We start from the raw sequence: 21836 nt of genomic DNA, 5'->3' as shown, positions 1-21836 counted from the left end.
ACTTTTCTGGGTTCTCATATTTCTATTCTGTCGGAAAATTCAGCATGGTTTTTTCTTCATTGTATAGTGGATGATTGAGATCCACGGCCTGACTGTGGATTGAACAAAGATAAAAACAATAAAATAGAAAATATGGAGAATACCGCATGGAAATCCAGAAAAAACGATTATCACGGTTCTGTATGAGCTTGTCCGCGATGGCCATGCTCTCAGTCTTTTCAACTGCACAGGCAGATTCGTCTACCTTGTCTCAACCGCCCAATTCCCAGCAAGTTTTCTTTGTGGGTAATAACTGGGATGGAACAGTTACAGTGATTCGATCTTCAGGTGACTTTGGCAAGGTTGGTGTGATCAACATGATTCCTGATCGTAAGGAGCGTCTGAAAGAGATTCACCTCAATCCCATTAAACTGATTGCCTATACCTATATTCAAGCTACTGCGGGTGAAGGTAATGATCAGCTGGTCGACGATATGTATTCCACGCCAGATGGACAGTCGGTGGTCGCATCCCGTCCAAGTTTTGCCGATGTGGTCTCTATCAACATCAAGACAGGCAAGATTAACTGGCGTACTCCGGTAGAAGGCTTTCGTGCTGATCACATGGCAGTTTCACCAGATGGCCAGCGTGTCGCGGTTTCCGCATCTTCCGGAAATGTGGTGCATGTACTGGATATTCATACTGGTAAGGAGCTTGGCCGTTTTGCGACAGGTGATAAACCGCATGAAAATATCTACTTTGATAATGGCAAAAAAATTCTGAACTCAGCCATTGGTAATGTAGAAACCTCTCTTGATGCGCAGTGGCAGGATTTCACCAAAGGTAAACGCTATATCACTATTGCAGATGCCAATACCCATCAGGTACTTAAAAAAATTGACTTTAGACCGGCATTGGATGCTTTTGGTCGAAAGGATTTATCTAATTCAGTGCGGCCGATGGTTTTTAGTAAAGATGAAAGCAAACTCTATGCTCAGGTATCATTTTTTAATGGTTTGATCGAGTATGACTTAAACCAGAATAAAGTGACCCGTATTGGTCAGTTGCCAGGTAGCGATAGTATTCCCAAAAACCGCACCAAATGGGTAAATGATTCCCGTCATCATGGGTTATCGATCAGTGCAGACGGTGAAAAGCTCTGTGTTGCGGGCACGATGGATAATTATGCCACCATTGTCGACCGTCAGAGTCTGACTGCCGGAAAATTGATTCCTGCAGGTAAACCATACTGGGCTACCCGAAGTCCGGATGGCCGTAGCTGTATCATTTCAGAAAGTGAAACGGATGTGGTGACCGTAATTGATTTCGCGACAGGCAATAAAGTGACCAGTGTACCTGTAGGCAATCATCCACAGCGTGTCCGGATCGGTTATGCCCCAGCAGACTGGTCTACACCGTAGCAAATAATGGCTTAAAAAGAGCAATGTGTTATGAACGTTGCTCTAAGCATTGTAGGTGGCATATATGAGGAACAAAACACTTACTTTATATCTGCTGGCGGGAATGTTATTGACCGGTATTCTGGTTGGGATTGCTTATCAGGTTCATAAGGATATCTATAAGGCAGAGTTCAATATACTGAAACCTGATGATCAGATGACTTTTCCAGCAAAGTCACTGATTACTTCGAATTTAAATCCTAAAACAGCTGTACCGGCAAGAACGGCTAGACACTCGGAAGTGGATTCTGAACAGCAGGTCTTATTACAACAGAGAGACCAGCTTTATCTGGATTTTACCCAAATGATGAATGGCTTAAGTCAAGGTGAAAAGCCAGACTATCGCCAGCTAGATCATTTGCTGGTACAGCAGCAGAATCTGGTGAATGCCCGGGTCGTTGCTCCGGAAGAGGCGAGAGCTCAAATAGAATTTTTGCAGAAAGTTCTGCCTGAAATCTCTTCACAGCTGGATCAAGCCTTAAATGCATTGGATCAGAAAAGTTTTTAATCTTCCGGTTTAAAGCTTTATTTAGTTGTGAATACAGATCATAGATAAGCTTAATAAGAAAAAGCCCGTTTCTACGGGCTTTTTCTTCATTCATGTTTTAGAGTAAAACTTATAAGCAGTTCGCGGGTTTCGGGATGCCAGCCAGTCGGCTTAAATGACGTGCCACTAAACCCGTATTAAACTTTTCCTGTAATAAGGCATTGTTAATTTCCGGGCTGACTGTCTTCATCAAAAACTTAATCAACGGACGGGTTGCAGGAGAATGCCCAAACTGCTGATAAAACTGACGGACTGCCTGTAGCACTTCAAAATGCCAAGGAGTAAGTTGAAGTTCTAGTGTATCTGCCAGTACTTGGGCAACGTCTTCATTCCAGATGGTGTAATCGACTAAATGACCATCTTGGTCCAGTTCTAGATTCATATTTGACTCATGGATTATTTCATTGAGATGCAACGATTAAACTTCAGACATAGATCTGCAAATTCGGAGTAGTCGAGTAAAGCAACATTTTCCGATAAAGGTGAGATCAGAATTTCTGCATCATTTTTTAGGATATAAACTTGCGGTAGTTGCTGTACGAAGGCATGGTCCAGATACAGCATAGATTCTCCCATCAGGACCACCTGATCATCTAAAGCATGGAGCTGTGCTAACTGATCAAGGACTGACGCCGTCGCTGCATAATCTGACTGGATCAGGTAAAGGGTTTGATCTGACATTTATTTATCCTTCGTCCTTACCAATACAATACGTGATCAAATTTTTGAACGAATTCTGAATTGAGTTCAATCAACTCAATCTCCTGTTCGCTTTGCTTTACAAAAGGAGAATCCTGATTTTTCTGTTCAACCAGAATTGGGGTTAGGTCATAAAATTCGAAACTATCCACCAGATTTGAAGCCAGTTTAAAGGCATGTTTCAGCTGATCAAATTGCAGCTCAGAACGTAAAAGGCTCAAGGCCGCGCCTTGGAGTAATACTTTAACTTCAGCCCCGAAGGTCGCCAGTACCATCGTGGCAGACAGGCTTTCATGCACCTGCAAACTGTTTAGGTTGGCTTGGGTTAATATAACAAGTACAGATTTCACACAAGATTCCTTTTAAAAGCAACACATCCTGAAAAATGAAGCATCTAGAATTGAATTAGACGTTGTGAGGACTGAACAGCATCAGCAAGCTCACCTAGACCGACCAATTCAAAACCATCAGCAAGATTATGTTGCTGAATATTGTGACGTTGAGCATTTTCCTGATCTGTAATCCCACGCGCTAAGGCTGCACTGACACAAACGGGTAAGCGGATATTCAGATCCTGCCAGGAACGTGTGAGATGACGCTGGTCGTCGGGCACCCATTGCAATGCATTTGCGACCGACACGCCATCTTGATAGAAAAATACACGGAAAGCTTCCTGTTTATGTTGTAAAGCTTGGGCGAGTCCAAGCGCATGCCAGGCATAAATAGAAGTCGGTGCGGAGGTAACAAGAATTAAGGTGCTCATCGAAATTCACTACAGGCTTGATCAACGCGGGATGATGATCTTGGCTACAAAGAAAGTAGGTAGTATACAATGATTTTAGTGACGGGTGGTTTAGGCTTTTTAGGCTCACATATTGCTTTAAGTCTGATGGCACAAGGACTAGAGGTCATTGTGGTCGATAATCTGGCCAATGCCAGTCTACAGACCTTAGAACGCCTTGAATTTATTTCCGGCCGCTATGTGCCTTTTGTCAAAATTGATATCCGTAACACTCCAGCATTAAATAAAGTTTTTGAACAGAATTCGGTACAGGCTGTCATTCATACTGCAAGCTTTAAATCATTGGAAGAATCAGTTTTAAAACCACTTGAATACTATAATGATAATGTCAGTTGCATCATGAGCCTGATGCGTGCCATGCAGCGTACCGGGGTGCGAAATCTGGTGCATTTATCTTCATTGGCTGTATATGGCCATTCCGGAACGGATTTAAAAGAAGATCAGGCTTTCAATTATACTTATCCAAACCCTTATATTAAATCACAGCAGATGGTGGAAGAAATCATCTGGGATACTGCCAAGACGGATAATGAATGGCGTATTGCGATGTTACGTCTTTCCAATGTTGCGGGTGCTTTTGAAAATGGCATTTTAGGTGAATGGGTACCACCTCTACCAAAGAATATTGTGCCTCTGGCCATGCAGGTGGGTGCGAAGCAGCGTGAATATCTGGAATTGCGCCGTCAGGCCAAGACCGAAGACTATACGGTAGAACGCAGCTTTTTGCATGTGATGGATGTCTGTGATGCGGTATTCAAGTCGCTACATTGGCTGTCGCAGCAGCAACAATGGACTTGTGAAGCCTTTAATATTGCTGGAGAGCTAATTTCAATGCAGACTTTGCTGGATCAGGTTGCAGAAGTCACCCAATCCGCTGTTCCTACAGTAGATGCTTTGCCATATCCGCATGCCGAAATGGATCAACTGGGCGCTAATACAGATAAAGCCCAACAGTTATTACATTGGCAACCACGCTATACCTTAAGGAAAATGTTAGAGGATGAATGGCTGTTCTATCAGAATACGTTAAGAGGGCAGTGATTAAGAATCCTATAAGTTAATTATTGATAATAATTATCATTTGCAAAAGTAATCAAACTCATTAAGATGAATGAATTGAGTACAGCATTGAAGCTGCTGTCTAAATGAGTAAAACATGGAATAACAATTGAGGTTGAGCATGCAAACACGTATTGAACATGACACGATGGGAGAAGTCGCTGTACCGAGTGAAGCACTTTGGGGCGCACAAACTCAGCGTAGTCTACAGAACTTCAAGATTGGCAATGAGCATTTGCCACGCGCCATGATTCGTGCCATGGGCTTGGTCAAGAAAGCAGCTGCGATCACCAATGCCGAGTTAAACCAGATTCCTCATGAGTTATCGACCTATATCATCGGTGCTGCGGATGAAGTGATCAGCGGTCAATGGGATAGCCAGTTCCCGCTAGTGGTATGGCAAACCGGTTCGGGCACGCAAAGTAACATGAACTGTAATGAGGTTATTGCCAATATTGCTAACCAGAAGCTGGGTAATCCTTTAGGTGCACAAAAGCCTGTGCATCCAAATGATCATGTCAACCGCGCTCAATCGACCAATGACTCTTTTCCGACTGCGATTCATGTAGCAGCTAGCTTACAGATTAATGAACTATTAATACCGGCAGTGACACGTTTACGTGATACCTTGCATGCTAAATCTCAGGAATTTGCTGAGATTGTAAAAATTGGTCGTACCCATCTTCAGGATGCCACACCTTTAACTTTAGGTCAGGAATTCAGTGGATATGTTTCTCAACTGGATCATGCCTTGATTCGTCTGTATCAGGCTTTGCAAGGGTTATATGAATTGCCACTGGGTGGAACCGCCGTCGGTACAGGCCTCAATGCCCATCCAGATTATGCTGTTAAAGCTGCGGATACTCTGGCTAAATTAACAGACTTGCCTTTTGTCACTGCTCCTAACAAGTTCGAAGCTTTGGCCGGCCGTGATGCAGCAGTTTTTGCTTCAGGTGCTTTAAAGACTTTAGCCGTTAGCCTGAATAAAATTGCCAACGATATTCGCTGGTTGGCAAGTGGACCACGTTGTGGTTTTGGTGAATTACGAATTCCTGAGAATGAACCGGGTTCAAGTATCATGCCGGGTAAGGTGAATCCGACTCAAAGTGAAGCCATGACCATGGTTGTTGCCCAAGTCTTAGGGAATGACACGACGATTAATGTGGCCGGTGCATCAGGGAATTTTGAGCTGAATGTCTTTATGCCAGTGATTGCTTATAACCTGTTGCAATCCATCCAACTGCTTGGCGATGCATGTAACAGCTTTAACGATAACTGTGCAGTCGGAATCGAGCCTAACCGTGACAAGATTGAGCACTTCCTGCATGATTCATTAATGCTGGTCACTGCATTGAATCCAGTCATTGGTTATGAGAATGCAGCTAAAGTGGCCAAGACTGCCTATAAAGAAGGTAAAACCTTAAAACAGGTCGCAGTAGAACTCGGATTGGTAACTGCAGAACAGTTTGATCAGGTGGTTCGTCCTGAAAATATGGTGGCTCCAAACGTAAAATAAGTCTTTTCTAATATGGTTAAGTAATAAAGCCCTCTAAATGAGGGCTTTATTATATCTAAGGATTATTCATACAAATTTTAATAAAATAACAAGTACATGTTTTTGCTAGAAAATTCTCCTTCAATTAAGCTTGTTTATTAAATGCTATGAACCATCTATCGTTCAGGTTTTGACAGATATACAACGAAGGATTACTAATAGAAATTCCCTGATAACTAGAAAAATGAGGTAAGGGTGATGACTGACTTTGATGATGATTTTGATCTGGAAGAGCCCTATCCAGATGAGGATCCATATCCAGATTATACAAAAAAGAAGTGTAGCAGCTGTAGCGGTACCGGCTATAACGTTGTGGAAGCTAAACAGTGTATCGAATGTATGGGAACCGGCAAAACAGGTGAGATAGATTAACTCAACTCATAATTGTTTATTTAGCCTGCTCTATGAGTGGGCTTTTTTATTCTGCTCATCAGGAGTTCTTAAGTTTATAGATTCATGAGCAAATAAAAGAAAGAATCTAAAATTACGGGTGAAATCGTATTAGAAGGATGTTTAGAGATAACTATTGAAGTTTTTTTTAGTGTTAAAGCCTATTCACATGGCTTCTCATACCGAATTAACGTTGAATAAGCGTATATAGCTGCTAAAATGCAGTTCGTTTTTACTGCTGTTTTGTCGTTTATTCCGCATGAGTTTCTATGGCTTATGAATAAACATCCATAAAATGGCAGGTTGTTTAAGGAAAATTTAATGCTTGATATTTATTTAACAGATGTTCAAAAAAAGGTTCAATTCAAGGATTATCCAGGTGAGCATCCTGTTAAATTTATTCTGAATTTTAAAAAGATTTTTCCTAGCGTAATGGAACTTCTTTTACCTGTTCTCCCAGAAAATGAAAATCTTGATGAAATGACCTGGGAATCAACCACTCAGGACTTTGAGACATTTCAGATGTTATTAACAGGGTGGGGCATTATTGAATTGCGTTTAAATGCGATCACCCAGTATAAAGATAAGACATTTGCAGATCAGTTGGTGAAAGAGGCGCAGCAAAAACGCAGAGAATATCAGAAGAAACATCTTAAGCTTTCTAGTGTGGATCTGGATTATCTATTTATGCATGATGTGCATGGCTTGATTGATGCTGAACTGGTAGAACTAGGTGAAAAATTCTATTTACCAACCTTACGTGATCTTTGGAAAAATAAAGTCTCTGCTCAAGTGCTTAATGCTAAATTCTAAGAAAATTTAAGCTGATTCATTCAATTTCATCCTCCAAATTGGGGGATGATTTTATATAGCGATTTCTTAGGATTGACATTTCCCTCATAATAAATAGCCTAAGCAAATTTCTATATTTATCATCAAAAAAACTTTCTGCTACATCATTGAACATGGTGATTTATTTTAAAACAGAAATTGACTCAGAAAAGGGCATTTATTTTATCATTTGATAAAAAATAAATTAAAAAACTATTCTTTATCAAAAGAATATATAAAGATATTACTTTAATAATATAGCTATTCCAGTCATATTTTTTTAAGCTATCAGTACTTGTGAGTAAATGAATCATAGAGTTCTTATTCATTAGAATTCCTTCATAAAAATAAGTGAAGGTTCCATTTTTCCCGAAGATATATCCAAGGATTTAACCGAATGTCGAATCAGTTTTTAGATTTAATTACAAAACGCCGTACTATTTATGCCATTGGTAAAAATGTAGAACAGTCTCCTGAATATTTAACTGATTTGATTCAAAATGCGATTAAGCAAAGTCCGTCATCTTTTAACTCGCAATCATCTCGCGCCGTTATTTTATTTAATGGCGAACATGAAAAATTCTGGGGCTTTGTCGCTGATAAATTAAAAAGCTATGCCAAAGATGAAGAGAGTGCTGCAAAAACGACTGCAAAAATGGCAACCTTTGCTGCAGGTACGGGTACAGTTTTATTCTTTGAAGATCAAAATGTAGTAAAAGGCTTGCAAGAGCAATTCCCATCTTATGCCGAGAATTTCCCAATCTGGGCAGAACATTCAACTGCTATTGCTCAGTTCTCTACCTGGACAGCGTTGCATACTGAAGGCCTGGGTGCATCTTTACAACACTATAATCCGATTGTAGATGAGCAGGTTCATGCAGAGTGGGATATTCCAGAAAACTGGAAACTTCGTGCTCAACTGGTATTTGGTTCAGTTGAAGGCGAAGCGCGTGCGAAAGATTATCTTGAAGATGATCAACGCTTCAAAGTTTTCCAATAAGCTTTATTTCCGATCTGTCTTTAATCCTTTTTAAGGACAGATCTTCAGGTAGTTTATAAAAATACGCATTAGATTTTTTAAAACTAGGCTAAACTAAAGCGGTATTTAAAGAATTTAATGAGTCAAACCGAATGTCGAAAAACACGCAAAAATTATCACCATTACAGGAACTGATTGCAGAGCAGAAATTGCTGTGTGAAGAGGTCGGTTCTGCCTATATAGAAGTAAGTGGTGATGATGTCGTTGCAGTGGCTGTACATACCTTGAAGCAGGATCCAATTGTCGGAATCCGTAGAAAGCCTGAGACAGACGAAAATATTAGCTGGTATATTTATGGTGGTGAACTGGCTTCAAATGAAGATGCTTTTGAAACCATGACTGTACGTGAGTTACAGGATGTCGCCCCTGAAGTTTTACCTTATCTGGCTTTAGAGCAGGGCTACCGCTTCATGATTGATGCAGATGATTATGAAGATGTCTGGAAAGAAGAAAACTAAAAGAAGACCTTCGAAATGATCAAATCCTCATCTTTAATATGTACTTTCTTTATTTGCATGCAATTGAACAATATGGCTTTTGCCGAAAAGCTTTCACAAGCGGATTATGATCAGTTTATTGCTGCGCAAACAAAAATAGTCAATGAAACCAAACATATTTTAGATGAGCCAGATCAGAATGCTGATGCACAAAGTCAACGTCAGGCATTCTGTCAGCGTTTAACGGCTTATGAAGAGATTCAAAAAGTTTCTGAAGAAAATCATGAACTCAATATGGCGCCTACAATGGCGATGATTGCTAAAAGCTTTCTGGATCGACAAGCACAGAGTATGAATAATTCAGGTATGACCACCGCAGTATTTTGTAAGAGTAGGGAAGTGTAATTAGGCCAAAAGCAAGAGCAATGTTTTCAGTTTTAATAGCCACCATCATCATTTAAAAATGCATCCTTCTGTTCTGGAGTGGAAACTTTGACAGTTGGAATAGACGAACTCGCTGCTGTTAATCGAGCGATATTAAAATCCTTAGTTCCTACTTGAGGGATAATAGGTATTTGGCCTGTTCGAACAATTTCACCATAAACTATCGTGATCAATTCTGCCGGAGTTAATCCGGCTTCTGTGATCACACATTCTGCTGAGTCAACAACGTCTTGTTCCACTAAGAATTCAATGCTTTTTTTAACTAAATTGTTCATAAGATAGCCTTAGAATACATTTTATACACTACTTTAAACTATCGGATATGAAGCATATACAAGCTAATAAAATTAAATATTCATATCTTGTTTAGGGATGTTGATCTTGATAAAGGTATAGACGGATAAAAAAGGGTAGGGCCAAAAAATTAGCCCGTTTTTTCGACTCTGAGCTTGCTTATTTAATGCATAAATACTCTGATACGTAGTATATGGATTTCATTGTATTTTAAATTACTCATTAAATAAACTTTATAAAAAATCTATTTATATACAAATTTTACCGGATATATATCAGCTACTTTTGAAATTTATTAAGAATTATTAAATATTTATATGTTTCTTTTTACTTAAACAAAGGGCAGTAAAATCATTGCACGCTAAAATAGCCTAAGCAATTTTCTACTTTATATTTATTCTCGCAAAATCCATATCCCATAATTAAAATTTAATACCAAATAAACCTCTAAAACTCGTATATTTCCTAAAAATTTTAAAATATTTTTTTTATTAATGATCTAGTGTGACACTCAATTATGAGCAGATCTTGCCAATTTAGCCTAAGCATATTTTATTTCCATAAAAATAGCCTAAGCAAAATTTTAAATTATGTCATTGGCAATTGATTAACTTCCAATATAACTCCACTATTAACACATAACATAGAAAATCACGGAATTCTCAAATGATCCTGAACTATCAAATACAAACCCATGAAACATCAACTTTAGCGCCAATCGTATTTATTCACGGTTTATTTGGTAGTTTAAGTAATTTAGGTATGTTAGCCCGACATTTTTCAGAGCAGACAACTACGATTCAAATTGATGTCAGAAATCATGGTTTATCTGGCCATTCTGATAAAGTGAATTATCAAATCATGGCCGAAGATATTTTAGAAACTCTAGCCAGTTTAAATATTAAAAAATTTATTGCAGTTGGACATTCGATGGGCGGAAAAATTACCATGAAGCTGGCAGACCTGGCGTCTGATCAGATTGAAAAACTGGTTGTATTAGATATCACGCCAATCCAATATCAAGAAAATCATCATTCTGAAATATTTAAAGCCTTGTTTGCAGTGCAGCAGGCGCAAGTCGCTTCACGAAATGAAGCAGCAAAAATTATGCGTAAATATATTCAAGAGGAAATGGTCATCCAGTTTCTTTTAAAATCATTTAATAAGGGGCAGTGGTTGTTTAATGTGCAAGCACTGTTTGATCATTATGAAGATATTACTGCTTGGGAGAAGATAGAAAAAAATGAACTTCCAGCATTATTCTTAAGAGGTGGAAATTCATCATATATCTCTAAACCTGAACATTTTGAAGCCATCAATCAGCAGTTTATTCATGCACAGATTGAAGTGATTGAAAATGCAGGGCACTGGCTACATGGAGAAAAGACGGCGGAAGTTTTGCAGCATATGCAAAATTTTATTGATGAAAAATAAATTATATTGATGAGCAGATGTATTTTCTGCTCATTTTATTTATGCATCCTTAGTAAGCATTCTTAATATTTTGATTTAAAAGCCTGCGCTATTTTGATGAGTTTTTAGGCTAATTAATTGATTTTCAGCCTCAGATTTTATTTTCTATTTTGGGGCAACATGTATTTATTGGTGCAAAATTTAATCTTTATTTTTATTCAAAATAGATAATCATAATGAAATTCAGTGGCTTAAAATTGTAAACTAAAAGTGGCACAGTATTTGAATAGCTTCTCTCAAATTTTCTAAAAAAGCCTAACTAGGATTGGAGAGAAGTACATGAAAGTCGAACAAAAAAAGTTTTCTAAAAATTTAATTGTTGCTGCGATGTTGGGGACACTGACTTTAACAGGTTGTTCGAAGTCGCCTGAAGATAAAACGGCCGCTACCTCTGAGCCGAAAGCAGCTGCAACTAGTGGGGAAACGATTAAAGTTGGTATTTTGCATTCTTTATCTGGCACGATGGCCATTTCTGAAACTTCATTAAAAGACACAGCATTGATGGCGATTAATGAAATCAATGCCAATGGGGGGGTCTTAGGTAAAAAGCTTGAACCGGTTATCGTTGATCCAGCATCTGACTGGCCACTATTTGCTGAAAAAGCACGTCAGCTCATCACTCAAGATAAAGTTGCGGTCATCTTTGGTTGCTGGACTTCAGTATCACGTAAATCGGTATTGCCAGTGGTTGAAGAGTTAAATGGCTTATTATTCTATCCAGTCCAATACGAAGGTCAGGAACAGTCTAAAAATATTTTCTATACCGGTGCTGCGCCTAACCAGCAAGCGATTCCAGCAGTTGAATATCTGATGAGTGAAGAAGGCGGTAAAGCTGAACGCTTTGTATTACTAGGTACAGACTATGTTTATCCGCGTACCACCAACAAAATTCTTCGTGCTTTCCTAAAATCTAAAGGCGTCGCTGATGCTGACATCATGGAAGAGTACACACCATTTGGTCATAGTAACTATCAAACCATTGTCGGCAATGTGAAAAAATTTGCTGCAGGCAAAAAGACTGCGGTGATCTCAACCATCAACGGCGATTCAAACGTACCGTTCTACCGTGAATTGGGTAACCAGGGCATAAAAGCTTCTGATATTCCGGTTATGGCATTCTCTGTAGGTGAAGAAGAGCTTCGTGGTATTGATACCAAGCCATTGGTCGGCCATTTAGCGGCGTGGAACTACTTCATGTCCGTAAAAAATCCGAAAAATACTGAATTCAGCGGCAAGATGAAACAGTATGCCGTGGAATACAAACTGCCTAATGCAGAAAAGTTTGTGACCAATGACCCGATGGAAGCGACTTATGTCGGTATCAATATGTGGAAACAGGCGGTAGAAAAAGCCGGTTCTACTGAGGTAGATAAAGTTCGTGAAGCAATGGCAGGTCAGACCTTTGATGCACCATCTGGCTATCAGTTACAAATGGATGCTAACAACCATCATTTACATAAACCGGTGATGATTGGTCAGATTCGTGGCGATGGTCAGTTTGATGTGGTTTATAAAACTCCGAAAACCATTGCTGCTGAGCCATGGAGCCCATACATTCCTAAATAATTTCCTCCAAAGCCTGCTGCTTCGGCAGTAGGCCTTTCTTATTTTTCATCTCCCGGACGGGATAGCGTTAAATATATAAATAGGGAGGACACTCATGTCCACTCGCCTAAATCTCGCGGCCATTTTTGTAATTTTGAGTCAGTGTTTGTGTCTCAATATGGTGCATGCAGAAACTCAATCTAGCGAAACAACCGTATCGCAATCATCTCAACAGTCACTTGATGCCATTCAGCAGTTTGTTCGTGGGGACTTTGCCACTCGTCGTGCTTTATTAAACCAGTGGCCTTCCAGTGTTGAACAACTTGATCAACTAGCAGAGTTTGTTGAAAAAGATCAGCTTTATACTGACAGTGCAGGTAATACTTATATTCTGGAAGCAGAAGACAAACTAGTCAGCTATCCTGATGGAAAAGCTGTTGAAACCTGGCCATCTGATTTGTCGCAAATTACATTGGTAAATACTTTAAATAAAGCACTGACCTTCGGTTTAGCAAAAAAGAAATTAAATTCAGACGAAGCCTCTCAGCGCCTTGAGGCGATTGATATTCTAGAAAATAACTTGTCTGAACTTGATACTCAAGCTATCAATCAGATGTATTTAAATGAAAAAAATAATACGGTTAAATCACGTTTTGCCCAGTTAAAAGCACGTCTGGATTATCAATCTGAAGATGTACTAACCAAAATAGAAGCGGCAAAAGTTCTAAAAGATTCAAACCGTCCAGACGTCCTTGCGCTGGTTGAAAATGAACTGGCTCAGCCAAAGCTTCATCCCGATTTAAAAGCCGCTTTGGTCGATGCCAGAAGTAGTATCAAAACCCGAATTCAGGCCAGTGAGTGGGCTGGACATGTATTTTCCGGTTTAAGTACTGCCAGTATTTTATTGCTTGCGGCTTTAGGATTAGCCATTACATATGGCTTGCTTGGTGTCATTAATATGGCGCATGGCGAGCTGATCATGATCGGGGCGTATACCACTTATGTAGTGCAAAGTTTCTTTAAATCGCATTTTAGTGGTTTGGTAGATTGGTATCTGATCGCAGCGATTCCTGCGGCATTTATTGTCAGTGCAGCGATTGGCATGCTGATCGAACGTACCGTGATTCGTCCTTTATATGGCCGTCAACTGGAAACCTTATTGGCAACCTTTGGGGTGAGCCTGATCCTGATGCAAGTGGTGCGGATGATCTTTGGGGCACAAAATGTCGAAGTTTCTAACATTTCATGGCTTTCAGGCGGGATCTCGATTACTCCAAGCCTGATGCTGCCTTATAACCGTATTGCAATTATTGTCTTTACTGTAGCTGTCTTGCTGCTACTTGTTTATCTACTGAATAAAACCCGTTTTGGTTTATTTGTCCGTGCCGTAACGCAAAACCGTCAAATGGCTCGTGCTGTCGGTATCCGATCCAGCCGGATTGACATGATGGCATTTGGTCTGGGTTCAGGTCTTGCCGGTCTTGCCGGCTGTGCCTTGGCTCAAGTGGGTAATGTTGGGCCAGATTTGGGCCAGAACTACATTATCGATGCTTTCCTTGTGGTTGTTGTCGGTGGTGTTGGTCAGGTATGGGGTGCAGTTCTTGCCGCTTTGGGACTGGGTGTCAGTGGTACCGTACTGGAAATTGGTATGGGTGCAGTATTGGCAAAAATTATTCTCTTGGTTCTTGTGATTTTGTTTATTCAGAAACGTCCACAAGGTTTGTTTGCCATTAAAGGACGCTTTGTGGAGTAAGCCTATGAAAATCACATCATTACTTTCAGATAAACCTTATAGCGCACTCGCAATTGCGATCTGTTTTGTTATTTTACTGGCCTTGCCATGGTTACATTTATTGCCAGCGGATTCGAGCCTGCATCTGTCTGCTTATTGGGTCACTTTGATCGGCAAGATCATGTGCTTGGCATTGGTGGCTTTAGCACTTGATCTGGTCTGGGGCTATGCCGGTATTTTAAGTTTAGGTCATGGCCTGTACTTTGCCTTGGGTGGTTATGCCTTTGGGATGTATCTAATGCGTCAATCAGCAGGTGATGGTTTGCCTGACTTTATGCGTTTTCTGAGCTGGACTGAATTACCCTGGTTTTGGGTGGGGACTAATCATTTCTGGTGGGCCATGATACTTGTGGTCTTGGTACCAGGACTAATTGCCTTTATTTTCGGCTTCTTTGCTTTCCGCTCAAAAATCAAAGGCGTTTACTTCTCGATTATTACTCAGGCGATGACTTTTGCGGCAGCACTTTTATTCTTCCGCAATGAAACAGGCTTTGGCGGGAATAACGGTTTTACCGGTTTCAAAACCATTTTAGGCATGGACATCACATCAGCACCGATGCGTGCCAGCCTATGTTTTATCACGGCTCTGGTGTTATTGCTGTGCTTTGTTGGTCTACGCCATTTAATGAATAAACCTTATGGTCGTGTGCTTGGCGCGATTCGTGATAGTGAAAACCGTCTGCAATATTTAGGTTACCGCACCTTATGGTACAAGCTTTCAGCCTGGGTATTATCTGCTGTGATTGCAGGTATCGCTGGTGCACTGTATGTACCACAAGCCGGGATTATTAATCCGAGCGAAATGAATCCGGTGAACTCGATTGAAATGGCAGTCTGGGTAGCGGCTGGCGGTCGCGGTACCTTGATCGGTCCGATCCTGGGTGCAGGCTTAATTAATGTAGTTAAAACTTACTTTACTGTCGCTTATCCAGAAGCCTGGTTATTAATTCTGGGGGCATTATTTATTGTGGTCACCATCTTCCTGCCTAAAGGCGTGATTGGATTATTTGACCGTTTTAAAAAGGAGCGTAGCGAATGAGTGAAATTTTACAACCTCATGGCGGCCATGCTTCTGAAGGCTATGGCCGACCAAAAGAGCAAGGGCCAGATTTTAGCCATGGGATCGCACTTTATCTGGAAAAAGTCAGTGTCTGGTTTGATGCTTTCCGTGCCTTAAATGATTTATCGCTGTATATCGAAGAAGGTGAATTGCGCTGCATCATTGGGCCAAACGGCGCGGGTAAAACCACGTTGATGGATGTCATTACCGGGAAACCCCGTCCTACTGAAGGTTCTGCATTTTTTGGCCAAACCTATAATCTGGCGAAAATGAGTACTGAAGAAATTGCAGAAGCTGGCATCGGGCGTAAATTCCAGAAACCAACGGTGTTTGAAAATTTCACCGTGATGGAAAATCTGCTCTTGGCTGCACCTAAAGATAAACGTGTTAAAAAAAGCTTTTTCAGCAAGCTCGATCCGGATGCACAAAATGCCTTGGATGAATCGTTACAGCAAATCCGCTTGCAGGAATTTATTCACAAACCTGCAGGGCTTTTATCGCACGGTCAGAAGCAATGGCTGGAAATTGGTATGCTGCTGATGCAACGTCCAAAACTCATTTTACTGGATGAGCCAGTGGCAGGGATGACCGATGCCGAAACCGAACGGACTGCTGAACTGTGTCTGGAACTGAAAAAGAATCATACGCTGGTGGTCATCGAACACGATATGAGCTTCATCAATACCATTAGTGAAAAAGTAACGGTGCTGGCACAAGGGGCGATTCTGGCTGAGGGCACATTGGCAGAAGTACAGGCCAATGAAGAGGTCATTGAAAAGTATCTTGGACGTTAAGGGGCTGACTGATGCTAGAAGTTAAAGATGTAAATCAGTTTTATGGCGGTAGTCACATTTTACGTGATGTGTCTTTCAATGCGCCTGTCGGTGAGTGCTCTGTCGTACTGGGTCGTAACGGCGTTGGTAAAACGACACTGCTGAAATGTCTGATGGGGATTTTGCCCATCAAATCAGGTCAGATTCTTTTAGATGGCAAAGATATTGCCAAACTGAGTCCTGAACAGCGGGTTCAGGCAGGTTTGGCTTATGTGCCGCAAGGCCGGGATATCTTTTCGACTTTAACCGTTGAAGAAAATATTCTGATTGGTATGGCAAAATTTAAAGGAGCCAAAACCCGTAAAGTTCCGGAACATCTCTATGAGATTTTTCCGGTATTAGAAGAAATGAAGTATCGACGCGGCGGTGACTTATCCGGTGGCCAGCAACAACAACTGGCGATTGCCCGCGCATTGGCATCTGAACCGCGTGTGCTCATTTTGGATGAACCGACTGAAGGAATTCAGCCATCTATCATTAAAGATATTGGTCGCGTGATTCGTAAGCTGGCTGATGGCGGTGAAATGGCGATTGTTCTGGTGGAGCAGTTCTATGACTTTGCTGAAGAACTGGCAGATGGTTATACCGTCATGGCACGTGGGCAAGTGATTGCTCAAGGTGTTGGAAGTGAAATGCCGGAAAAAGGTATTCGGGATCTGGTGGCAATTTAAATTCCCTCTCCCTGACCCTCTCCCAAAGGGAGAGGGAAAGACGCCTCTCTTTATAAAAGGGAGGTTTGGAGGGATTTATAAATATAATTAAATCTCTGTATTCTCACTCCATAAAAAATACATGCCATATTGTCCAGTTCGGAATTCTCCACCTGCAGATTTACCTTCATCTGTTAAAAAATGCTTTCCATTTTCATTGAGTGTTAGATAACCTTTGGCAATCAATTTCTCAAAAGTGTCTGCTGTTTTTAAGCCTAGTTTTGCGGCAAGCTTCGCTGTGGTCAGTTTTGTGAACGCTGTATTTTCTTCTGATTTATTCTCTTCAGTTGGGATGGTCTCTGCTTTTACCTCATCTAAAGTAATGCGGACTTCATCACTAATTCGAATAATCCGTTGTGCTTCTTCATAAGCTTCTTTAAATACATCATTATCTTCGTACTTACGGATTAGAATCCCCATTTCATTGTTATTCACTTGGCTAAATTCATAGAGATTCAAGCTTGAAATGATGCACTCTGATTCATTCAAATAGCATTTTGCATGTAGATTTTTACAAAAACTTAGACGCACATAATCCAGTTTTTGCATCCATTTAATTTCATCAGGATGCAGATCACTTTTACCGTAAACAATACGGATATCAATTTTTAGCCGATCTTTGTCTTCCAATAGCTCTTTAATACGATCATTGAGACGCAAATATGGACTAATTAAAATTAAACGCTCTTTGGCATTTTTAATAAGTTCTTCTAGAAAGAAATTTGTTCCGCTTGTGTTTAAAAATTTTGCCATTTATTTCTCATATTCTTATTTAATCATTGTAGAGATATTAGCTTAAATTTTTGAATCAAGAAAATAATTTAACTTACGGATTAGCTCAACGAAAACTTTTGAGATTTTATCTTTCATTCAATTTTAGATCTTTTAACAAACCAAGTTGGCACGATAACTGCTTTATTTTGATGCAAATTTTAAATGCTAAAAATTATTTGGTTTCAATTTGGAACAAATACAGGATTTATCAGCATCAGTAGGGTAGTTATGAAAATTTATACGCAACGTTTGGAAAACATTGCACCAGAAAGTGATTTTGAGTCTCTTGAACTCACATTCGATACACGACAAAAGAGCCGTTTTCGTGCAACTTTAAAAAATGGTGTCGATATTGGTGCAGATTTACCACGTACAGGAATTTTGCGTAGTGGTTCTTTTATAGCAACTGAACAGGGTGACATTCTTCGGGTCGATGCGAAGCCTGAAAAATTGATGCAGGTGACTACAAACAATAGCTTTGACTTATTAAAAGCAGCCTATCATCTAGGGAATCGTCATGTTCCTCTCATGTTAACACCTACTGCATTGTACTTTGAACCAGATCATGTTTTGGCTGAAATGGTACAAGGTTTAGGTCTTGAAGTTCAGGAAGTCATGCACCCATTTGAACCTGAAAGTGGTGCTTATGCACAGCATCAGCATGACCACCGCTTAAGCCCAATCAAGGCTTTACATCATGTCCATCACTAATGCGTCTCAACTGCTCAGCTTGCTGACTTTATCTTCAACGGCATTGCCGATTGGAGCGTACTGTTATTCGCAAGGGGTGGAGAGCGCCATCGAAAAAGGCATGGTGCATGATGAAGTCTCCTGTGTGAGCTATTTTCAGGAAGTATTGGAAATGCTACTAGTGCGTTTTGAGCTTCCAGTACTCAAGCGTCTGGTAGAGACTTTTGATGATGCAGAACAGTTTCAGTATTGGGCAGAACTGTATCGGGCCAGCCGAGAATCCAAAGAATTACTGGCTGAATCACAACAATTGGCATTTTCTTTGAATGCATGGATTAGAGATGTTTTAAAACAACCACCGAGCGTAAAAAAGCAATTAGGGTTTGTGCCGGTGTATGCACATTTATGTGGTGAGCTGGGTTTAGATCTTGCCGATGTCTTAACTGCTTATAGCTTTACAGTTTTGGAAAATCAGGTGCTGGCAGCAGTAAAAACTATTCCACTCGGGCAAATGAGTGGGCAGCGGATTATATGGCAACTACATCAGGAAATTCCTGAAGCTGTACAGGCAGCATTAGCTTTATATGATCATGAAATCAGCAGCGCATTACCGCAATATGCCATGTTAAGCATGTCGCATGAAACCCAGTATTCACGCTTATTCCGGTCGTAATCTTCAGACCAGAGCAGTAGTAAAAAGATTGAAAAGCATCATTAAAACTGGTGCCCAGAAAATGTAATAAAGGAAATCAACATGTCAGAACGTAGTCCATTACGCGTTGGAATTGGTGGTCCGGTTGGATCAGGTAAAACTGCTTTAACCCTGAATTTATGTCTTGCACTGCGTGAAAAATACAATATGGCAGTGGTGACCAATGACATCTACACCAAAGAAGACTCGAACTTTTTAACCCGTCATGAAGCGATGTCGCCAGACCGTATTGTCGGTGTAGAAACAGGCGGCTGCCCACATACTGCGATTCGTGAAGATGCGTCCATTAACCTGGCTGCGATTGATGATCTGTGTGAAAAGTTTGATGGACTAGAACTTATCATTATTGAAAGTGGTGGCGATAACCTTGCGGCAACCTTTAGCCCGGAATTATCTGATCTCACTTTATACGTGATTGATGTGGCTGGTGGCGAGAAAATTCCACGTAAAGGCGGTCCCGGTATTACCAAGTCGGATCTGCTAATTATCAATAAAACGGATTTGGCGCCAATGGTCGGTGCCAGCCTGGAGGTGATGGATCAGGATGCGAAGCGGATGCGTGGCGATAAACCATTTTTATTTTCTAATATGAAAACACAAGATGGCTTGAACGAAATTATCAGCTTTATCGAAAAACAAGGTTTATTTAAGTCTTAAGGGGAAATTCATCATGCGTCTATTCAAACAGTTACTGGTTGCAAGCGTGGCAGCTTTACCGATGTTGGCATTTGCTCACGCGGGACATGACCATCACAGTGGATTCTGGTCTGGCTTTGTCCATCCTTTTACTGGTTTAGATCACCTGATGATGGCGATTGCCTTTGGTGTATTGATGTGGACTGCAAATCAACGCTGGAAAATTTCGGGTCTCATCGGTCTGGCAGTAGCGATGGTTGCAGGCTTTGTGCTCGGTAGCAAGGGTCTGCTTTCAACTTCACTGGCTGAGTCAGGCATCATCGCTTCACTGGTCATTTTAGCTGTTGCGCTGTGGACTAAATCGAATAAGGTTTTGCCTGTCGCTGCAATCTTATTGGCTAGCTTCCACGGCGTAGCGCATGGAAGTGAATTGGGGCAAGGTGGACATGTATCGCTATTAATTGTCGGTATGGTTTCAGCAATGGCTTTGATTTATGGTACAGGCTTGGCTCTAGGTGCATTCGTAAAAAAATATGTACCTTATGGCAAGCAGATCATTGGTGGGTTAGCTGCAGTTGTCGCTGTCATTGGCCTGGCTTAATGCCTGGAAAATCATTTGCAGATGAAATTGAGTTGATTTGTTGATGCATGAACTGGTAGAAAAAAGCACACAGCAGAACTTATGGTATGCACGTCTGGAAATGGGATTTCAGGCGCAGCAACAGACTGCACGAACCATTTTGCAACATCGCAGGCATCATGGACCGGTACGCATCCAGAAAATGTTATGGCCAGAAGCCAATGGGATTTGCCATGCCATTATCGTGCATCCGCCAGCAGGGATCGCCGGTGGAGATCATCTCACTTTTGATATGCAGGTGGATGCCAATGCTCATGCTTTGGTGACCACACCGGGTGCGGGTAAATGGTACAGAACCAATGGCAAGCAGGCTTTTCAGCACATTCATATCCGTTTAAATGACAATGCGATTTTTGAATGGCTACCTCAAGAAACCATGCTGTTTGATGGGGCTAATGCCAGTTCCGAAACAATCGTCCATTTAGATGCGGCAGCCAGTTTTATTGGTTGGGATATGCTGGTGATCGGCCGTCAGGCACGAGATGAGCAGTTTGCACAGGGGGCTTATCAAAACCGGTTTCAGCTTTGGCGTAAAGACAAATTGCTGGTTGTAGATACCTTGAATTTTAAAGGCAATGACCGCTGGCTCAGTTCATGTCTAGGTATGAATGGACATGCGGTGATGGGTAGCTTCTGGGCTGTACCGCCTGAAAAATATCGCGCGAGCTTTTATCTGGAACAACATCTCGATTTAATTCGTGAGCTTATTATGCGGATGGATGTACCGATTACCTTGACCTTGCTTGGCGATGTAATTAGTGCACGTTTTCTGGGAGATGATGTCCGTCAATGCCATGATGGTTTCGCTGCTATCCGTGCCAGATTAAGACGCTACTGGTTCGGTCTGGATGAGGCATTTCCGAGGATTTGGCGGACGTAAAAGTCTTCATAATCGTCTTAAAAAATGTCCTCTTTTAAAGATGAGTGAGAAGCGTTGCTCCGCAAAAAAAATTAAGGATTCCTTTGACTGGAAGAAGGCTAAGAGCAGGTCAAATCCCTCCCGACCTCCCTTTGATAAAGGGAGGAGAAAAGCTCATCTCTTTTATAAAGTTGAAATGGGAAAGATTTTAAATCTTGCACATATTTTGCTTAGAAATACATATATATCAATGAGGAACCAGTTATGGAACTCAATCCTACAGAAAAAGATAAACTGCTGATTTTTACTGCGGGTCTGGTGGCAGAGCGTCGTAAAGCCCGAGGTTTAAAGCTGAATTATCCAGAAGCCATTGCCTATATTTCTGCGGCACTGCTTGAAGGTGCGCGTGATGGCATGACGGTGAGTGAATTGATGCATTACGGTACGACTTTACTGACACGTGATGATGTCATGGAAGGCATTCCGGAAATGATTGCAGAAGTGCAGGTGGAAGCAACCTTTCCAGATGGATCAAAACTGGTCACTGTCCATCAACCGATCGTATAGGAGCAGCAT

Annotated in this window: 27 protein-coding genes; 21 read left to right on the top strand and 6 right to left on the bottom strand. The window is 41.0% G+C overall.

Features of this window, described 5'->3' with window-relative positions; all coding sequences use genetic code 11:
• Positions 1 to 146: 146 nt before the first annotated feature.
• Both AC4MCC_RS08010 and AC4MCC_RS08005 read left to right on the top strand, forming a co-directional pair.
• Positions 147 to 1400: a YncE family protein gene (locus AC4MCC_RS08010; protein ID WP_491885103.1), complete on the top strand. Its 1254-nt coding sequence runs from the start codon at positions 147 to 149 to the stop codon at positions 1398 to 1400.
• A gap of 64 nt (positions 1401 to 1464) precedes the next feature.
• Complete coding sequence (locus tag AC4MCC_RS08005) at positions 1465 to 1947, top strand: hypothetical protein (RefSeq protein ID WP_491880882.1); 483 nt, start codon at positions 1465 to 1467, stop codon at positions 1945 to 1947.
• Between the two features lie 109 nt (positions 1948 to 2056).
• On the opposite strand, the gene AC4MCC_RS08000 is transcribed toward AC4MCC_RS08005, so the two are convergent.
• The 4 genes from AC4MCC_RS08000 to tusD are packed head-to-tail and all read right to left on the bottom strand — an operon-like array spanning position 2057 to position 3448.
• Positions 2057 to 2368 (bottom strand): TusE/DsrC/DsvC family sulfur relay protein, encoded by a 312-nt coding sequence (locus AC4MCC_RS08000; RefSeq protein WP_005235445.1) that lies wholly within the window; start codon positions 2366 to 2368, stop codon positions 2057 to 2059.
• 14 nt (positions 2369 to 2382) lie between these two features.
• Positions 2383 to 2667 carry a hypothetical protein gene (locus AC4MCC_RS07995; protein ID WP_419365237.1) on the bottom strand — a complete coding sequence of 95 codons (285 nt, stop codon included), beginning with the start codon at positions 2665 to 2667 and terminating at the stop codon, positions 2383 to 2385.
• Between the two features lie 17 nt (positions 2668 to 2684).
• Positions 2685 to 3035: a hypothetical protein gene (locus AC4MCC_RS07990; RefSeq protein ID WP_005235449.1), complete on the bottom strand. Its 351-nt coding sequence runs from the start codon at positions 3033 to 3035 to the stop codon at positions 2685 to 2687.
• A 44-nt stretch (positions 3036 to 3079) separates the two neighbouring features.
• The gene (gene tusD, locus AC4MCC_RS07985; protein WP_004785936.1) at positions 3080 to 3448 is read right to left on the bottom strand and encodes a sulfurtransferase complex subunit TusD; all 369 of its coding nucleotides are present in this window, start codon (positions 3446 to 3448) and stop codon (positions 3080 to 3082) included.
• A 69-nt stretch (positions 3449 to 3517) separates the two neighbouring features.
• On the opposite strand from tusD, the gene AC4MCC_RS07980 reads away from it, so the two are divergent.
• The 7 genes from AC4MCC_RS07980 to AC4MCC_RS07950 all read left to right on the top strand — a co-directional run bounded on the left by AC4MCC_RS07980 (position 3518) and on the right by AC4MCC_RS07950 (position 9203).
• A complete protein-coding gene (locus tag AC4MCC_RS07980; RefSeq protein WP_491880883.1) occupies positions 3518 to 4528 on the top strand; it encodes an NAD-dependent epimerase/dehydratase family protein in 1011 nt (336 codons plus the stop codon).
• A gap of 139 nt (positions 4529 to 4667) precedes the next feature.
• A complete protein-coding gene (gene fumC / locus AC4MCC_RS07975) occupies positions 4668 to 6062 on the top strand; it encodes a class II fumarate hydratase (protein WP_491885102.1) in 1395 nt (464 codons plus the stop codon).
• Between the two features lie 237 nt (positions 6063 to 6299).
• Positions 6300 to 6473 carry a hypothetical protein gene (locus AC4MCC_RS07970; RefSeq protein WP_491885101.1) on the top strand — a complete coding sequence of 58 codons (174 nt, stop codon included), beginning with the start codon at positions 6300 to 6302 and terminating at the stop codon, positions 6471 to 6473.
• Between the two features lie 339 nt (positions 6474 to 6812).
• Complete coding sequence (locus AC4MCC_RS07965; protein ID WP_005235543.1) at positions 6813 to 7304, top strand: hypothetical protein; 492 nt, start codon at positions 6813 to 6815, stop codon at positions 7302 to 7304.
• Positions 7305 to 7719: 415 nt separating this feature from the next.
• The gene (locus AC4MCC_RS07960) at positions 7720 to 8322 is read left to right on the top strand and encodes a nitroreductase family protein (protein ID WP_034706681.1); all 603 of its coding nucleotides are present in this window, start codon (positions 7720 to 7722) and stop codon (positions 8320 to 8322) included.
• A 131-nt stretch (positions 8323 to 8453) separates the two neighbouring features.
• Complete coding sequence (locus AC4MCC_RS07955) at positions 8454 to 8819, top strand: immunity protein Imm33 domain-containing protein (RefSeq protein WP_419365231.1); 366 nt, start codon at positions 8454 to 8456, stop codon at positions 8817 to 8819.
• Between the two features lie 15 nt (positions 8820 to 8834).
• A complete protein-coding gene (locus tag AC4MCC_RS07950) occupies positions 8835 to 9203 on the top strand; it encodes a hypothetical protein (RefSeq protein WP_491885100.1) in 369 nt (122 codons plus the stop codon).
• A gap of 32 nt (positions 9204 to 9235) precedes the next feature.
• On the opposite strand, the gene AC4MCC_RS07945 is transcribed toward AC4MCC_RS07950, so the two are convergent.
• Entirely contained in the window at positions 9236 to 9517 is a 282-nt protein-coding gene (locus AC4MCC_RS07945) for a type II toxin-antitoxin system RelB/DinJ family antitoxin (RefSeq protein ID WP_491885099.1), read from the bottom strand.
• A gap of 685 nt (positions 9518 to 10202) precedes the next feature.
• On the opposite strand from AC4MCC_RS07945, the gene AC4MCC_RS07940 reads away from it, so the two are divergent.
• The 6 genes from AC4MCC_RS07940 (at position 10203) to urtE (ending at position 16910) form a co-directional block, all read left to right on the top strand.
• On the top strand, positions 10203 to 10970 hold the full coding sequence (locus AC4MCC_RS07940; protein ID WP_491885098.1) for an alpha/beta fold hydrolase: 768 nt from the start codon (positions 10203 to 10205) through the stop codon (positions 10968 to 10970).
• Positions 10971 to 11336: 366 nt separating this feature from the next.
• Positions 11337 to 12575, top strand: a complete 1239-nt coding sequence (gene urtA, locus AC4MCC_RS07935; RefSeq protein ID WP_419365323.1) for an urea ABC transporter substrate-binding protein — start codon at positions 11337 to 11339, stop codon at positions 12573 to 12575.
• A gap of 94 nt (positions 12576 to 12669) precedes the next feature.
• Entirely contained in the window at positions 12670 to 14307 is a 1638-nt protein-coding gene (urtB, locus tag AC4MCC_RS07930; RefSeq protein WP_491885097.1) for an urea ABC transporter permease subunit UrtB, read from the top strand.
• Between the two features lie 4 nt (positions 14308 to 14311).
• Complete coding sequence (gene urtC, locus AC4MCC_RS07925; protein WP_491885096.1) at positions 14312 to 15385, top strand: urea ABC transporter permease subunit UrtC; 1074 nt, start codon at positions 14312 to 14314, stop codon at positions 15383 to 15385.
• Positions 15382 to 16200 carry an urea ABC transporter ATP-binding protein UrtD gene (gene urtD, locus AC4MCC_RS07920; protein ID WP_491885095.1) on the top strand — a complete coding sequence of 273 codons (819 nt, stop codon included), beginning with the start codon at positions 15382 to 15384 and terminating at the stop codon, positions 16198 to 16200. Before urtC ends, urtD begins: the two co-directional genes overlap by 4 nt.
• A gap of 11 nt (positions 16201 to 16211) precedes the next feature.
• Entirely contained in the window at positions 16212 to 16910 is a 699-nt protein-coding gene (gene urtE, locus AC4MCC_RS07915) for an urea ABC transporter ATP-binding subunit UrtE (RefSeq protein WP_491875857.1), read from the top strand.
• A gap of 87 nt (positions 16911 to 16997) precedes the next feature.
• On the opposite strand, the gene AC4MCC_RS07910 is transcribed toward urtE, so the two are convergent.
• Positions 16998 to 17702, bottom strand: a complete 705-nt coding sequence (locus AC4MCC_RS07910; RefSeq protein WP_004785869.1) for a phospholipase D family protein — start codon at positions 17700 to 17702, stop codon at positions 16998 to 17000.
• A 249-nt stretch (positions 17703 to 17951) separates the two neighbouring features.
• Here AC4MCC_RS07910 and ureE point away from each other — a divergent pair, with 249 nt between their 5' ends.
• The 6 genes from ureE to ureA all read left to right on the top strand — a co-directional run bounded on the left by ureE (position 17952) and on the right by ureA (position 21827).
• Positions 17952 to 18434, top strand: a complete 483-nt coding sequence (gene ureE, locus AC4MCC_RS07905) for an urease accessory protein UreE (protein WP_005235563.1) — start codon at positions 17952 to 17954, stop codon at positions 18432 to 18434.
• The gene (locus tag AC4MCC_RS07900) at positions 18421 to 19086 is read left to right on the top strand and encodes an urease accessory protein UreF (protein ID WP_491885094.1); all 666 of its coding nucleotides are present in this window, start codon (positions 18421 to 18423) and stop codon (positions 19084 to 19086) included. The genes ureE and AC4MCC_RS07900 overlap by 14 nt, the downstream gene beginning before the upstream one ends.
• Positions 19087 to 19167: 81 nt before the next feature.
• Positions 19168 to 19782, top strand: coding sequence for an urease accessory protein UreG (ureG, locus tag AC4MCC_RS07895; protein ID WP_004785864.1), 615 nt, complete (start codon positions 19168 to 19170; stop codon positions 19780 to 19782).
• Between the two features lie 13 nt (positions 19783 to 19795).
• Positions 19796 to 20362, top strand: coding sequence for a HupE/UreJ family protein (locus AC4MCC_RS07890; RefSeq protein WP_419365219.1), 567 nt, complete (start codon positions 19796 to 19798; stop codon positions 20360 to 20362).
• A gap of 43 nt (positions 20363 to 20405) precedes the next feature.
• Complete coding sequence (locus tag AC4MCC_RS07885) at positions 20406 to 21281, top strand: urease accessory protein UreD (RefSeq protein ID WP_491885093.1); 876 nt, start codon at positions 20406 to 20408, stop codon at positions 21279 to 21281.
• Positions 21282 to 21524: 243 nt separating this feature from the next.
• The gene (gene ureA, locus AC4MCC_RS07880) at positions 21525 to 21827 is read left to right on the top strand and encodes an urease subunit gamma (protein ID WP_004785859.1); all 303 of its coding nucleotides are present in this window, start codon (positions 21525 to 21527) and stop codon (positions 21825 to 21827) included.
• Positions 21828 to 21836 lie beyond the last annotated feature (9 nt).

This window comes from Acinetobacter sp. CAU_H_56 (genome assembly GCF_058599425.1).
Note: the sequence above shows the minus strand (reverse complement) of the source record. Positions and strands in the feature narration are given on the sequence as shown.